Origin of the sequence: Grimontia marina (assembly GCF_900060185.1) — a bacterium.
Lineage (GTDB): Bacteria > Pseudomonadota > Gammaproteobacteria > Enterobacterales > Vibrionaceae > Enterovibrio > Enterovibrio marinus.
In genome coordinates, this window is sequence record NZ_FIZY01000083.1 from 1 (window position 1) to 16,182 (window position 16,182).

Sequence of the window (16,182 nt, forward strand, 5' to 3'; positions counted from 1 at the left end):
GTACCAGAGGCTGGTGTGTACCGACAGGGACATAGCACCCGCCAGCGGCCAGAATACCAAGGACAGCGATGACCTGATTGTGTCCCCTAGGAAGGGTGACGGCAACAGGTTCACCGGGTTGAACCCCCTGCTCGGTGAGTAAAGCAGCCAGTTGCAGGGCAGCTTGAGCGAGCTCGCCATAGGAGAGGGAATGTTGTTCAGAAATAATGGCAGTGCGTTCGGGTGTTTCCGCCGCCATTTCAAAGAAGGATTGATGAATCAGGCGCTTCGTTCTGTCTATTTGAGTGTTGTTAATGGCTGAGCGAACGGCAACCTGATTTTCTGGCAGAGACGGATTGTAAGCATCATGCCACTTCGCAGTATCAATCAATGATTCTAAAAGGCTGCAATACTCTGCGAATGCTTCCTCTATCACCCCTTCAGGAAACAGATCGTCAACGGAATCCCACGCCAATAGCAGGCCATCTTCCATCTCGTAAAGCTGATGGTCCAACCATACCTGTGGTGTTTGGGAAATCATGTAACTGAGGTCACCAAGGGTTTCCTTACATGTTTCTGTAATCAATTGTGTGCCCAAATTGCAAGCGAATACCACGGGTGCACTGACACCTTCAGATAATCCCTGCTTTTGCAGTTCACGCTGTATTTGTACTGCTGAGAATGTTGAGTGAGACAAATCTTTATGGAGTTGTTTTTGTAACACTTTTACTCGCTCGGTAAACGGCAGTGGCTTACTGCAGTCGCACTCAAGTAAAAGTAAATTGGTGAAGTCAGCGACGACATCATCAATACCTGGTTGTCCACCTTGCCTATCAAAAATAGGGATATTGAGAACGAAGTGGGGGCTATTGCTCCACCGTGCTAGCACTTCTGCGTAGGCTGAAGCCAACATCACTGCAGGCGTGAGGCCTTGTGATATGGCGTTATGCTTTATCTCTATCCATCTGTGATTAGCGATTTTGTGGGTGCGCCGGGTGAAATGTGGTTTAACAATAGAATCGGGGGCACATGCTAATGGGAGCTGAGGTCCGGGTGGTAGATCTGCTAGCCTGTCAAGCCAGTAACGTTTATCAGCACACTCACTAAGTTGGTCAGCTTGCCTTTTGGCCTCTAGATAATGTTTGAACTGCCAATCTGGTTTGGCCGCCAGGGTGCAATTTGTGTTTCCTGATTGCAACTCGCCATAAAGGTAAGCCAAATCACGGAGCAAAATATGGATGCTTTGTACGTCAGCAACGAGTAAGTCCACGTCAAAGTGAATTCTTGTCTTGTGGTTCGGTAGTAATGAAAGTGAAAGGCTCGCGACTTGGCCTCTCGCAATATCGAGCTTCCTGTGGGACAAGCTATTGCGAACTTCTTCTAACGCATCCTCTAACTCACTAGTATCAAATGACTGAAAATCACGAACTTCTAAAAGAGGTAGAGCGAGGTGATGATCGACATATTGTTTACCTTCCTCAGTAAAGACGGCTCTCAACATTGGATGGTGTGACAGAAGCCGATGCCAGGCGGTTTCAAGCGAATCAAAGTTGACGGCTGAACCATCGATTTCAATGTAGGCGTGGCAGCCAACGCCACCAAGTGTTTGATGATCTTGGCGCCCTAACCAATAGGCGTATTGGACATCAGTCAGATCGAAAGGAAGGCTATCTCCTGACTGATGTCCTTCATTGTGTATATTTTCTTCCTTGGTGATGACGTGGCTTACAGGCTGACTCAAGATTGCCAGCCAATCATTAAGAGTGGGAGATTCAATAAGGTCTACAAAGGTTACCGTTGATCCTGCTCTGCGCCATTTATCAACCAGTCGCATTATTTGAAGCGAATCGAGGCCACATTCAATCAGGTTTGATTCATCTTGTTGGTGGGGTTCAAACTGAATGTATTCTTCGATATCTTTGATGATTGACTGTCGGTCAATAGTTGATTGAAAAGACTCCATGGTAGTCACTACACGGTCTCCTTTTTTGAATGCTCTATTGATGGCATAGGTTCTTGCAGATCTTGAACAAGGTATTGCGCAATGCAGCTCAACTTTTCAATGGTCTCAGTGAGTTCCCGTTCTGGGAGTGATTGGTCGACAATACCTGCGCCAGCTTGAAGCCAACATTTCTCTTCATCTTTGTAAATTGATCTCAGCACCAGACCCGCATCCATGGCTCCATCAGGGTCAACAATCATGACGCTACCACTGTAAAGAGCGCGCTCGCTGGCCTCATACTTTTTGATGGCGAGTAATGACTCTTTCTTGGGGATGCCTGATGCTGTTACTGCGGGGAACAGGGCCTTGAAAGCGTCCCAAACCGAGTGGTTGGAAGACAGTTTTCCTTTTACCCGAGACGCCAAATGCTGGACACTACCGCGGCGTTTGATTGACATAAAGTCGCACACAGAGAGACTCTCTTCATCACAGACGTGGTCAAGTTCTTCGTAAGCAAGCCTGACCGAAATTGCATGCTCTGCGATTTCTTTTGTTGTCGAGATAAGCTCGCTTTTAAGTTGTAACTCTTCTTCAGGGGAATTGCCGAGAGAACGGGTACCTGCGAGTGGTTGTGTACTCACCCATCCATCAGGTGATGCTTCCAATACAGTTTCAGGGCAGAACCCTGCAGCCTCAAAACCTGATTGGCGTAAGATAAATGAGCGAGCAGGCGTATTCTTTTGTCGTCCATATTCATAACTTTTTGCCATGTCCAAAGGGAAGGAGACTTGGACTTGCCGTGACAGAATGACTTTCTGATAGTGGTTTTCTTGGATGTCAGCGATCGCCTGTTGCACAGCGGTTTTGTAGTATTCGCAGCTGGACGGTATGGTTAAATCAACATGTTCAATAACAAAATCAGTATCATACCCATGCTTCTCGCGACGTTCAGCGAGTCTGAATAACTCAACAAGCTTTTCTAATCCTGCGGGAGAAGTCGCCCTTAGCGTCGCTGTTTTGTCAGATATTCTAACTTCATATTCCGGGATAAAAAGGGACATTAGCTTGTTCGTTTTATCAAGGGATATGGTATTTGTTAAACCATAAAAGACGTATGCCAATTCAAATTTTGCTTGCCCATAAAGCCTCCAGTTTTCTACGGGTAGATTCTGGGTGATATGGGTCAAGGCTGGTTCAAAATCCTCATAGCCCATTATTTGAATTCGGTCTTCTTGCTTTACCACGATTTCGTTTTTGTAAACGTCTATGCTCAACAAATTGCCCATCCCTAAAGACCATTCACCAGGTTTTTCGTAGATCATGAATTGATCTGCTAACCCACTGTTAGCAATGGACAGGAGTAGGCGGCTTGTTTTTGCGGATGTTGGAAGAGTAAGTTCTTTATATTGAGTCATAGTAATAAATCCTTATAAATTTGGTTGGGCTCCAAGTGGTTACTGTGCGATCTCATCCCGCTCTTCTGCTGGTTGGTTTGAACTGGGCTTTTTCTATCAGCGTTTTTTTGTTTATTTTGCCTACCGATGTCAGTGGCCAACTTATTGCCAGTTCAAGTTGATCGGGTTGTTTGAATCTTGGAACACCTAGCTTCGCAAGGTATGCCCGAAGCTCTTTTAGTGTTGGTGGTTGGATGTTTTGCTTGTGAGTAACAAATGCGCAGCTTCTTTCTCCCAATTCGTCATCTGGTACAGCGACGATCACACACTCATCAATGGCGTCGAGCTTCTCAATAAGTGGTTCGATTTCAGCAATAGCAATTTTCTCTCCAGCCCGGTTAATTTGTTCCTTAACTCGTCCTTCAACAACGTAGTTGCCTTCAGGTGTCTTTCTGACGAGATCTCCGGACTTATAGAATCCATCTTTGGTAAACGCAGTGAGATTGTGACTTTCTGCATTAAAGTAACCTCTGATGGTGTATGGACCTCGGGTATGCAGTTCCCCAATTTCGCCATCAGGCACGATATTTCCATTACCGTCCACGAGCCTGATTTCATCTCCCGACGACATGGGGCGTCCCTGTGTGTTTAAAATGGTTTCGACGGAGTCATTTAATCGCGTGTAGCAGACTAAACCTTCTGCCATTCCAAAGACTTGCTGGAGCTTACACCCAAGAACAGGAGAAACACGCTTTGCTGTTTCTGGGTCAAATTTTGCACCGCCGACTTGAAGTAATGAGAGCGAGTCAGTATTGGTGGTATCCCATTCTTTTGAAGACAGCCATAGCTTTACGAGAGGCGGGACTAAAGCTGTATGTGTCACCTTTTCTTCGTTAATGAGCCTAAACGCCTCATCACTGCCGGGAGTGCGACACATGACGACTTTTCCGCCAACGCTGAGTGTGCCAAGAATACCTGGGCAACCGAGAGGAAAGTTATGTCCTACTGGAAGGGCTGCTAAGTAAACGGTGGACTCGTTAAGTTCACAGACGTCAGCTGAAGTACCAAAATTGTAGGCATAATCGCTATGGCTTCTCGGAATCAACTTTGGTGCGCCTGTCGTGCCACCAGACAGTAGCAATAAGGCTGTGTTGAAAGGGTTCAGGTCTGGTAGAGGAACTGGGTCGGTACGTAGGGTATTGATGGTCTGGTGACTATTTGAGGCACCATCGATAAACAGTGACCTTATCTTCGGATATCTTGATTGAAGTTTCTCACCTAACGATACATAGTCAAATCCGAGGAATCTATCAGGAACGATATATGCGGATGGCTCGGCTTGGTCGCACAGAGAAGCGATATCGTTTTCCCTTTGTGCCGGCATCGCTAGCACCGGAACAACACCAATACGAAAAAGGGCGAAGATAACCAGCACAAAACTCGCACTGTTGGGCAGTTGGACAATCGCCGTTTCTCCTGATTTTAGCCCCGCCTTCAAAAAGCCAGCCGCTAATCGATTCGATTGTCTATTCAATTGCCGATAAGACAAGCGAGTAGAATTGTCTATTACGGCTGTTCTGTCTCCATACTCTTCTGCCCACTGGGCCAAGTAGTCTCCAAGTGTTTTTGGACGAAGATAGCCAGCTTCGATCTGTTTTTTCTGTTGGTCCGTTATGGTCCACAGTTTTTCAAGATGTTCGATATCCATTCTTATCGTCTCTCCATCTCGCAGTTTGAAACGCCACTCTCACTTTCTAGAGAATGATTATCATTACAACTTACTTTTTGCGGAATTCGAGGACTACTCGTATCGGAATTTTATAACCGAATGAGGAAGGCATGAAATTCAGATTAATCATAAGTTATTGAATAATAATATTATTATTGGTTTCAAAAAATCATGACATCGCTTTTGGGGGAAGCCATCCGATACGGGTGGTAGGGGCATCTTCATACCCCATAAAATGTTGTGGTTATCTTTTGGGATGAAAAACTTATGGATGAAAAACAAGAAGCGAGATCCGGGTGGCAGGTCTTGCGCGGTTTATTGGTTAGCCAAAAATACAAATTAATGACTGCAGTGTTTTTTTCAATTATTGCTGCGGGATTGGAGCTTGCTCCCTTCTGGATTTTTTTCAAAGCTGCTGAATTGACCCAGGTGTTTTACACTGAAGAATTGAACAGCCTCAATAACCCAACAGTGATTGCTGATAGTTTTTATGCGTTAGGAGCTGCCTTGTTCCTAGTGCTTGTTTTCAAAACAATCGCTTATGCTACCGCCTATACGCTAAGTCACCAATCTGCATTCTTAATACTGGCGGATACCAGACAATTATTGGTGTCTCGGTTGGCTTGGGCTCCACTTTCTTGGTTTAAAGAATACAAAACGGGACAATTAAAGCAGGCAGTAATGCAAGATGTCGAAAAGATGGAGAACTTTTTTGCTCATCATACCGTTGAGGTTTCTACTGCAGTTTTTGGGCCTATATTTGTCGCGGTTTACTTGTTTTGGATTGATTGGAGGCTTGCACTCGCAGCGTTAGCCGCAGCGCCAGTTGCCATGTTGAGCTCGTTTGTTGTGATGCGTGGAATGAGTAAGTACTACGACCAATACCACTCTGCATCTGTTGAATTAAACAGTACTATTGTGGAGTACATCCGAAATATCGCAGTAATGAAACTATTCCGCCAAGATAGCACTAGTTTTGGGGCACTATCGGAAAGCTTAGATCGCTATTTTGGAATTGTAGATAAAGTGACACTAATCACTGTACCTAGGTGGGCATTATTCACAAGTTTGCTCGGGGCAAATGTTCTTTTCATATTACCACTAGGTATGTATTTAGTTCAGAAAGATATGGTTGGAAGCCTCGACGTTGTAATGGCTGTGCTTCTTGGGGCTGGAATGTTGAGGCCTTTACTAAAAATCAGCCACTTTTTTAACGAGATCCAGGAGATATTATCCGGTGTTAAACGACTGACACCCATTTTGGATGTCGTTAAAATGGAAAAAAAGTCACAAGTATCTAATTTTAAAAAAGACATTGAACTGTCATTAAGAGAAGTGAGCTTTTCTTATGAAGGGCGAGAAACACTAAAGAATATTAGCGCTTCATTTAACCCAGGAACAACATCTATTGTTTTAGGAATGTCTGGAAGTGGAAAGTCGACATTATTACAAATAATCGCCGGCCTTATAGAACCTGACAGTGGTGATGCTTTTGTCAATGAAATTTCCGTTAGTCGTCTTAACGATGTACAAAGAGCCTCTCTTATCTCATTGGCCTCACAGGAAGCATTCTTGTTTAAAGGGACGATAAAGGAAAATATCTTAATGGCGCGCCCTGAAGCAACGTCAAAAGATATTGATAACGCTATTCATGTTGCTGGACTTACTGGTTTAATACGAGAGTTACCTGCAGGACTAGAAACTCAGATTGAAGAAAGAGGTATCCGGTTATCCGGCGGAGAGAAGCAACGCATCGCACTGGCACGCGCTCTATTGGTTGAAGCGCCAATTGTGTTGTTAGATGAAGCAACAGCATATGCAGATAATCTTACACAAAAGGCCTTCTACCAAAATCTCAAAAAATACTATCCAAATACAGCTGTCGTTGTTGTTGCTCATCGCACCTATGGATTGGAGGAAGCTGATCAAATTATTCTTTTAGAGAAAGGTGAGATCAGAGCGGTTGGAAAACACCAACAGCTTATGCGTTCCGACGAACTCTACAAAGCATTGTTTATTCTCCAGTTAGAAAATGACTATTGGGCACTTGGAAGCCATCAAGAGTTATTGAATAAAGAGGTAATGAGTGAGGCTATATCAAATGGATAAATCGATACTTTTCATCATTAAGCGCGTGATCAAACATAGCCAAGCGTCGCCAACTTTATTTGTTAAAGGTGCTTTATTTCGTACCTTTGAAAAGGGATTGGATATTTTCCCAATTCTAGTCTGCTACTGGTGGTTTATATCAACATGGGAAGGTGATGATGAGAATAGTTCGTTCTTTAATATAGCAGGTAGCAGCTTTGAGATCCTGGATGTAGTCATATTGCTAATCGTCGTTTTTGTATTTCAGTTCATGTTTTCATGGTTGGGACAAAAGTATAGCTTTTTGGGAGGCTACGGAATCATGTCCGGGTACCGAAGAAAGGTGCTGGATAAAATACATTCTATGCCTCTATCTACACTTTATAGATATAGGTCTGGATACCTTTCCGAATTGGTGACTGATGATACAACCCGTATAGAAAACATTTTCACTCATTTGGCAATAGATCTCTTTACTTCTTTGTTAATACCATTTCTCATTCTTGGGTCTTTACTACTTCTAGATTGGAGAGCGGCAATTATCCTCATAGCAGGCTTTCCTTTAGCAATACTCTTTGTTCAAGGGACTAGAAAAATATTTAATAAAGTAAGTCAAAAGAAACTTAATGCAAACAGAGAAGTTTCCGGTGTGATTGTGGAATTTGTTATGGGTATAAAAACACTACGCCTTTTTAACTACTCACAGCAATGGCTATCAAAACTAGAACTTCTATTTAGCGAAATGACAAGAAAATGTGTAACGGTTGAAGTGTGGGGGGCAGGTCCTGTTGTATTGTACCGTCTTATCGTTGAAATAGGGCTTGTTGCTTTTTTATTTTGGTGTGGATCCCAAGTTGAATCTGGATCGTTTCAGCCACACATTACGGTATTATTTATTTTCTTGGCGTATAGATTGATTTCTCCTCTATTAGATATGGCTCAGTACTTAAATATCATTCGTTACGCAGCTCAAAGTGAGATGAAATCTGAAGAAGTGATTCGATTTGAGTCGTTACCTGAACCTCCAATTAAAATGCAGGCAGAACATTACTCTGTCCAATTTGATAATGTGTCATTTAATTATGATGAGACACCTTGCCTGAAAAATATTAGCTTCATTGCTAAACACCATGAAGTGACCGCTATTGTTGGTCCCTCTGGATCAGGTAAAACAACGTTATTCAATCTGATCTGCAGATTTAGTGATCCATCGACAGGTACGGTTAACATTGGTAATTGTAGCTTGCGGGATATAGGCACCACCGGCGTTTATGACAACATCAGTATGGTCTTTCAAGATGTTCAGCTCTTTGCCTCTTCAATCATGGAAAACATAAGGATAGGCAGGAAAGAAGCTTCAGATGAAGAGGTATATGAAGCATGCAAAAAGGCATTTTGTCTGGAGTTTATTAGTCAACTACCTCAAGGTTTTGATACCCAAATTGGGGAGGGTGGGACCCGTTTATCAGGTGGTGAGAGACAAAGAATATCGATTGCACGAGCTTACCTAAAAAATTCGCCAATTTTGTTACTTGATGAGATTACCGCATCGGTCGATTCGGTTGCACAGTATGAGATTCAACAAGCACTCATGGGGCTTGTCGAAGGTAAAACAGTGATTGTTATTGCACATCGACTGAGCGCGATAAAAACTGCCGACCAAATTCTCGTCTTGGACAAAGGTGAGATCGTGCAAGCGGGTAGGCATCAAGATTTGGTTGAACAAGCCGGTCTCTATCAAACTTTATGGTTTGCCCAATCTGTTCAGCGATAGTTTGCTCGGCGCGCTTTAACGGTAAGTTTGGAATCTGAAGTCATAGGGAACTTTAATCACTCGGGATTTAATATCAACAGACTGCTTACAAAGCCCTGGCCATTTGAATGGGGCTTTATCTAATAAGGGATAAGCAAATGTCGTTTCGAGAGCTGATAGGGAAGGTTACGTGGGTTAGTCAGGACGAAATTTTTAAAAATACTGACTCTTATCACTAGATTTTTCCCTCATTCCAGCAGTCCACCCCAGTATGCACCCGCTAATTAACTGTTTTCCTTCACAAACAACCCGGTAGATATTGAGTGTTAAGTTATTCAGTCTCAGTGTCTCACATGTCATACATGTGCCTAGTGTTATTTTGATTTACCATTTCGGCAGACGAAAATTTGGTCAACCCTGAAGCAAGTTTTAGCTTGAAAGAGGTAGGTTTGGATTTGAAATGGAACTTCGCAGTGTTCCTGGGGTTGGTCATTTCCCCTTCACTGTCTGCCGCGGATTTGCCTGTGTCACCATCCACACAGGTTGAGATTGATAAACAACAGGAAGCGCGTCTTAAAGCGTTGGACGAAGCGCGTCAGTCACTTGAGAGGCTCGTTCCTTTACCTTCTGAAGTCCCCTCCAAACCTGTTGATGAGGCAAATTGCTTTGAGGTATCTCAGGTCCGTGTGGTTGGCAACAGTGTGCTCTCCAAAAAAGAAATCACCCAGCTTGTTTCGCCGTTTGCGGGGCAGTGTCTGGGAGCGAAGAACATTAATCAAGTACTGCAAGTACTCACCAACGCCTATGTGGCGAAAGGGTATGTCACCACGCGTGCCGTGTTGGAACCGCAGGATTTAAGCTCTGGCACGTTAACTGTCCGTGTTATTGAGGGTGAATTAGGCGGTGTGGTCATCAATGGCGAAGATTCAGATGCGTTTACGATGGCTCTGCCTTCCCATGAAGGGAAGATACTTAACCTTCGTGATATTGAACAAGCACTTGATCAAATTAACCGGCTTCCGCGTTATGACGCCAAGATTGAGATGTTGCCGGGGGAAAAGCTTGGTGAGACGGTGGTGGCGTTTACGACAAGGGACGCGGGATGGCACCAAACTGGCTTGAGTTTCGACAACGGCGGACAAAAAAGCACCGGTGATTCCCAGTTAAGACTCAACCTGACCGGATCAAACCTTCTGGGTGTGTTAGACCTTTGGCAAGTATCCGCCAGCACGAGCAGCGAGTTTTCATCCCGCTTTGACTCACAAAGCCTTCGTGCCGCCTTGTCTGTACCGTATGGGTATTTCACTTTCGGGCAAAGTTATACCTACAGCGACTACAAAACGACCGTCGACAGCAACAATTTTTCATTTATCTCGACCGGGAATACCAGCACCTACGCCAGTGACGTGAACTGGTTATTTCATCGCGACAATATCAGCAAATCATCATTGAATCTTGCCCTGAATTACACCCGTGAAAAGAACTTTATTGATGATATTAAGCTGGTGTTGGGGAGCCGCAACCTGGCCAATGCCTCCCTGGCACTCTCTCATGCCACCCGGCTTGGCAGTGGCTTTTTCACCGTGTCGCCCCGTTACGTGCGTGGCGTAAAGCTGTTTAACAGTGAAACGGATGAAGGTAAGGCTACGGGTTCACCGAGTGCAGAGTTCAACAAAGGGGAACTCACGCTTCAGTACACCTTACCTCTCACAAATAGTTTGACCTTCTCTACCACAGGTTTTGGGCAGTGGGCGACCGACACGCTTTATGGTTCGCAGCGTCTGTCTATTGGCGGACTGTATTCAGTCCGTGGTTTTAAAGAGCAGTCTCTGTCCGGTGATGCGGGTTATTACTGGCGGAACGATTTGACTGCCCGCCTGACCGAAGTGCCATTCTGGGGCTGGATCAGCACAGATATAGCGCTGGATACCGGCGCTATTCACCCCGACGCATCGGATCCCAATGAGCGCGGTCACCTGACGGGAGCCAGCGTGGCGTTCTCTACCCAAAACAACGACTTCAATTCTTCATTCGGTGTGGGTTTTCCGCTCGATCACCCAAGCTGGATGACGGTCGATCACTACAGCCTTTACTACCGTTTCAACGTCGTTTTCTAAGGAGTATTCAAGGATGAACAAACAGACGGACGTGACTTTCAAACCTGTTTCTCTGGCGCAAACGGCGGTGGTTTATACCCTATGCACGGTGCTTTCTGTGCAACCTGTGTTCGCCAATGTGGTCTCCACCAATGCAGAAACGCAGGTGACACAAGCAGGTAATGGGGTGCCAGTGGTGAACATTGCCAAACCCACTGACAGCGGGCTGTCACATAATCAGTTCCAGCACTATAACGTCACGGAAAAGGGACTCATCCTCAACAACTCGACAAAGAAAATTGACCAGTCCCAACTCGGCGGTTTACTTCAAAACAACCCCAACCTCGATGGTCAGGTCGCAAAGAAAATCCTCAACGAAGTCGTGGGCGCGAACGCAAGCCAACTTAATGGCTATACCGAAGTTTTTGGCCAGTCTGCAGATGTGATTGTGGCTAACCCTTACGGCATCAGCTGTAACGGTTGTGGATTTATCAACACCCCAAACGTCACCCTGTCAACGGGTACGCCCAACATCACCGGGGGTGACCTCACGGGGTTCAATGTTGAACAAGGAAATGTCGAGATTGTCGGTAAGGGGTTGGATGCCACCAATCAAGATTATTTCTCTATTTTGTCGCGTACTGCCACCTTGCAAGGTGAAGTTAACGCCAACAACCTTGCCATTGTCACCGGTAAAAATAAGGTTGAATACGGCACCAACCGCGTGATTGAAACCGCGGATGATGACAATGACAAACCTGCTTTGGCGATTGATGCGTCAGCCTTGGGGGGAATGTATGCAGGCCGTATTTCTCTGGTGGCGACAGAAAAAGGGGTGGGCGTCAACCTCGCAGAGGTGGCAACAAGTGCCGGAGATATAGTCATCAGCGCTGATGGAAAGATATCCCTCAGCCGAACCAGTAGTGCCGACAATACCCAAATTACCAGTCAGACTGAGGTGGTGATCTCCGGTCAGCACCATGCCGCTGGCAACACCGCATTTACTGCAACGGAAGGTAAGGTGACCACCTCAGGAGCGTCAGTCTCCTCAGGTAATGACATCACACTCATCGCCGACAGCGTCTCAGCTCAGGGCAGCCAATTTTTGGCAGGTATTCAAAGCGATGGCACCCTAGCATCAGCCGGATCAATACAGGTTAAAACAGGGGATGCACATCTTTCTTCCTCTACTGTACAAGCTGTCAATAAGGTCACGATTGACGCTAATGTCCTCTCTACCGAATCGGGGTCTGACCTTGCCGCCAAGATGGTCGCTTTAAAAGGGGCTCAGATCCTGGAGGGCGAAATCAATGCGACAGATTCCTTGAGCCTGGAAGGTGGTCAGGTGACGATCACCGATACCGCCTCGCTCAACGCCAATACCCTCACCACCAACCTTCAAGATGCCCTGACTGTGGAAGGTGAGATTGACGCCAATCAGGCGAATATTGTTAGCAAAGTGCTGAATATTGGCGAGAGCGGCACCTTGTCAGCCAGTAACAACGTAACCATCACCGCATCACTGGCGCTGAACAATGAAGGCCGCATTCTGTCCGGCGCAGATTCCACCGTCGATACATCGACCCTGAAGCAAAACGGCGACCTTATTAGCCAAGGGACGTTAGCCCTGACTGCTGAGCAGGCAAATTTTAGCGGACTCACCCAATCTGGCGATAAAACCACACTCAAGGCAGACGGGGTTTCACTGGCGTCAGGGAGTACATTGCTGGCAGGTGACACGCTGACTGTTAACGCTGCCACACTGGACAATAACGGGCAGATTGGCGGTGGTAAAAACGTCAACCTCACCACCACAGAGACACTCACCAATGCTGGTAAGGTAGAAAGCCAGACAAACGTTACACTCAACGTGACGACATCTTTGACCAACAACGGGGAGATAAAAGCGACCCAAGCTGTCGGACTGACAGCTGATACGCTGAATGCCAACGGTCATGTCAGTGCCAGTGATATAACAGCAACCGCCAGCGAACTGACGCTATCGAACAACGCGACCTGGCACAGCCAATCGAAAACCACCGTGAACGCCACGACAGCCAATCACCTTGGGCAGTTAACCCATCGTGGTCAGTTACTCTCTGATGGGAGTCTTGCGATCACAGCAGACAGCTTGACCAACGAATCAAACATTCATGCCAACGACAGTGCCACCATAACGACGCAAACCTATACACAGACAAGCGATGGAGAGGTCAAAGCTGGAGAAGATTTACAGCTCACGGCTTCGGATGATTTGGTACTTAGTGGAAAGCTTAACGCCAATCAGGACATTATTCTCTCGGCAGGTACAAGTAGCCTGAATGGAACGGTGGGTGCTGGCAGGGATGCCCGTTTAAACGCAGATACGGTTACCCTGAACGGCACCCTGTCAGCAACGGAGGATTTAACGGTCTCTACCGCCAGCGATAAGACGCTGACTGTCAATCAAAACGGTGCGCTGAGCGCAAAAAACACAACGGTCAATGCAGGCACGCTCAACAATCAGGGGCGGATATTTGCTTCTGACGCGCTGACAGCTGATGTAAACAGTTTGAGTAATAACGGCGCACTGGTGTCTCTCGGGGATGCCACCCTTACCGCCAATGGCAACGTCGCCAATACAGGGCTGATTTACACAAAAAAAGAACTCGATATCAACGCCAGTGGAAATGTCTCTAATACGGAAGCAGATATTATTGCGGATGGTGACATCACGATTTCCGGCCTGAATGGTGATACCAGTTTTGCCAACCGCTTCGATAATTTGTCGGGTTATGTGGAAGCGGGGAATGACCTGTCGATTGCCGCAGGGACCATTAACAATGCGAGGAAAGTGCTTGTTATAGAGCGAGCCAGCGCCCCAATTTCACTGAGCCCACACAATAACGCTGATTCGTTTGAAGTGGAAAGAGGGTCTGAATATGCTCCAGGAGTATCCTCTGAGCAGAAGGAGTATAACTGTGGTAGAGATGCCGGGTGTAGAGTAAAAACCGTTTATAGCTACTCGTCTATAACAAAAAAGTTCGTGACACGAAACGAAAGCTCTTCTATTACATCGATGAGTGCGTCTTCGCAGCTTTTGTCAAATGGCAACTTGAAGCTTGTCGCGAATAACATTACTAATAATGCCAGCTTGATCCACGCGGACAGAAATGCCTCTATTGCGGCATCTATCGTTTCCAACATTGGTCATGAAACCGGTACATACGTGGAAGAGTCAACGTATTTCCTTTCAGGTTATGACGGCAGCAGATACCCCAGCACTTTCACTTACAATAGAACAGATCAAACCTTAACAAGTTCTAACGTCCAAACCCTCTCTTCCACCATCAGCGCGGGTGGCAACCTGTCAATTTCAGGCAGCAAGAATTTCACCAATAGCGTAGAGAAAAGTAACGCCAACGCCTACAACGGCAAGAATACACCCGTTGATAAGTCCGAAGGTGAACGCTTTGGCGGGGGTTTTAACGTTACGCCCTCACAGGGCGGGTCAGTTAACCTGCCCCTGGGCAAGATGGACATTGTCAGCAGCAACCCGGTCGCGTTCCCCGCTTTCGCACTTCCGTCTAATCCCAATGGATTGTTTATCTACAGTAATGGCCCTGATAGCCAATACCTGATTGAGACCAATCCCGCGCTCACCAACCTCGATCAGTTCTATGGCTCGGAATACTTCTTTGACAACCTCGGCTTTTCGCCGTCTGCCGACATCAAGATGCTGGGCGATGCGTATTACGACACCCGTATTATCTCCCAGGCGATTTTCGAACAAACCGGCAAGCGATACCTGACCGCTGATGTCGGCGGCAACCTTGAGCAGATGAAGCAACTGCTCGACAACGCGGCACAGCAAACAGCAGCTTACAACCTGACCCCAGGGATTGCTTTGACGGCGAACCAAATCAATCAACTAACCCAAAGCATGGTCTGGTACGAGCCGGTTGTGGTGAATGGGCGAGAAGTGCTGGCGCCCAAGTTGTATCTCGCCAGTGTGGATGAATCGAGCTTGGCGCAAATTGCTTCTGTGTCCAGTACTACTGTGCGCGTTGAGGCGGGCGATATCAGCAATAGCGGCAGCATCAACGCAGCATCCGGCCTGACGTTGGTAAGTCAAAACGAAATCGCCAATATTGCTGGCGAAATGGTTGGGGGTGGTGATACCACGCTCATAGCAAAAAACGATATCCGCAATATCAGTGGCTCGATCGCCGGTGATAACGTCAGCCTTACCAGCGAAAGTGGCAACATCATTAACCAGTCCTTTGTGCAGCAGCAATCTGTGCGCAAAGACGGCACAGTGACCACAAATTCTCCTGCCAGCGACATTGTCACCACCCAGACGGAAGTCGGTGATATGGCGAGCATTCAGGCGAGCGGTAACCTGACCCTGAATGCAGGAAAGTCCATTAACAATACCGCTGCTGAATTGAAAGCTGGCGAAAGCGCCAGCTTGAACGCCGGAGAAAACATAGTGATTGCAGCCGGAGAGCTGCGTACTTATGACAGCTTTGATGGATCGCGAAGACAAAGTGCAGACCTTGCAACTTCCACACTTGCCAGCCATGTCTCTGCAGGCGGCGACCTGACACTGAATGCCAATAATGACATTGACGTTCAGGCATCCGCACTCGCTGCTGGCGACACACTGGCACTAGCCGCAGGCAATAATATTTCGCTTACAGCCAGCCAGAACCGCGATGAAACCTCATCGTCCCGCTATGGCAAGGTAGACATAGCGAAAGACTTAACCCATCAGGGCGCAGCCTTGAGTGGTAACAATGTCTCGTTGACTGCCGGAGGGAATATCACCTCGACGGCGAGCACCATCGCGGCTGACAACAATGCAGCATTGAAAGCGGACGGCGATATTGCCCTGCTGGCGGCCAATGACAGTCAATACCGTTACTCTCGAGAAGAAACCAAAAAGTCTTTTGGCCGCAAGAAAGTCGAGATTAATGAATCCCTCAAAGAAACCGTAGTCGGTGCGGACATCAGTGCTGGAAACAACATCACCATTCAGGCTGGAGATGGCTTAACCACGAGTCTGGATGAAAGCGCGATATCTGTGGTGGGCTCGGCGCTGGACGCGCAAGGTGACGTGACCTTGGTGGCGGATGGTGATGTGACCATTCAGGCGCAGGAATACCGTGAGTTCTCCCGCCACGAAACCATCAAAAAAGGCTTTGGCGGTCTTTCCTCAA

7 protein-coding genes are annotated in these 16,182 nt (G+C 46.7%); 4 read left to right on the forward strand and 3 right to left on the reverse strand.

Translation table 11 applies throughout. The annotated features are described in order from the left end of the window. The 3 genes from GMA8713_RS23910 to GMA8713_RS23920 form a co-directional block, all read right to left on the reverse strand. Window positions 1-1,942: condensation domain-containing protein (locus GMA8713_RS23910; protein ID WP_232314554.1), on the reverse strand; the 1,942-nt coding region annotated here is incomplete at its 3' end. 8 nt (window positions 1,943-1,950) lie between these two features. After that, complete coding sequence (locus GMA8713_RS23915; protein ID WP_062714965.1) at window positions 1,951-3,336, reverse strand: salicylate synthase; 1,386 nt, start codon at window positions 3,334-3,336, stop codon at window positions 1,951-1,953. 52 nt (window positions 3,337-3,388) lie between these two features. Further along, entirely contained in the window at window positions 3,389-5,023 is a 1,635-nt protein-coding gene (locus GMA8713_RS23920) for a (2,3-dihydroxybenzoyl)adenylate synthase (protein WP_062714967.1), read from the reverse strand. Between the two features lie 288 nt (window positions 5,024-5,311). On the opposite strand from GMA8713_RS23920, the gene GMA8713_RS23925 reads away from it, so the two are divergent. The 4 genes from GMA8713_RS23925 to GMA8713_RS23940 form a co-directional block, all read left to right on the forward strand. Further along, window positions 5,312-7,153: an ABC transporter ATP-binding protein gene (locus GMA8713_RS23925; RefSeq protein ID WP_062714969.1), complete on the forward strand. Its 1,842-nt coding sequence runs from the start codon at window positions 5,312-5,314 to the stop codon at window positions 7,151-7,153. After that, window positions 7,146-8,906 (forward strand): ABC transporter ATP-binding protein, encoded by a 1,761-nt coding sequence (locus GMA8713_RS23930; RefSeq protein WP_062714971.1) that lies wholly within the window; start codon window positions 7,146-7,148, stop codon window positions 8,904-8,906. The genes GMA8713_RS23925 and GMA8713_RS23930 overlap by 8 nt, the downstream gene beginning before the upstream one ends. 428 nt (window positions 8,907-9,334) lie before the next feature. Further along, window positions 9,335-11,002 carry a ShlB/FhaC/HecB family hemolysin secretion/activation protein gene (locus GMA8713_RS23935; protein ID WP_062714974.1) on the forward strand — a complete coding sequence of 556 codons (1,668 nt, stop codon included), beginning with the start codon at window positions 9,335-9,337 and terminating at the stop codon, window positions 11,000-11,002. Window positions 11,003-11,015: 13 nt separating this feature from the next. After that, window positions 11,016-16,182: two-partner secretion domain-containing protein (locus GMA8713_RS23940; protein WP_157515756.1), on the forward strand; the 5,167-nt coding region annotated here is incomplete at its 3' end.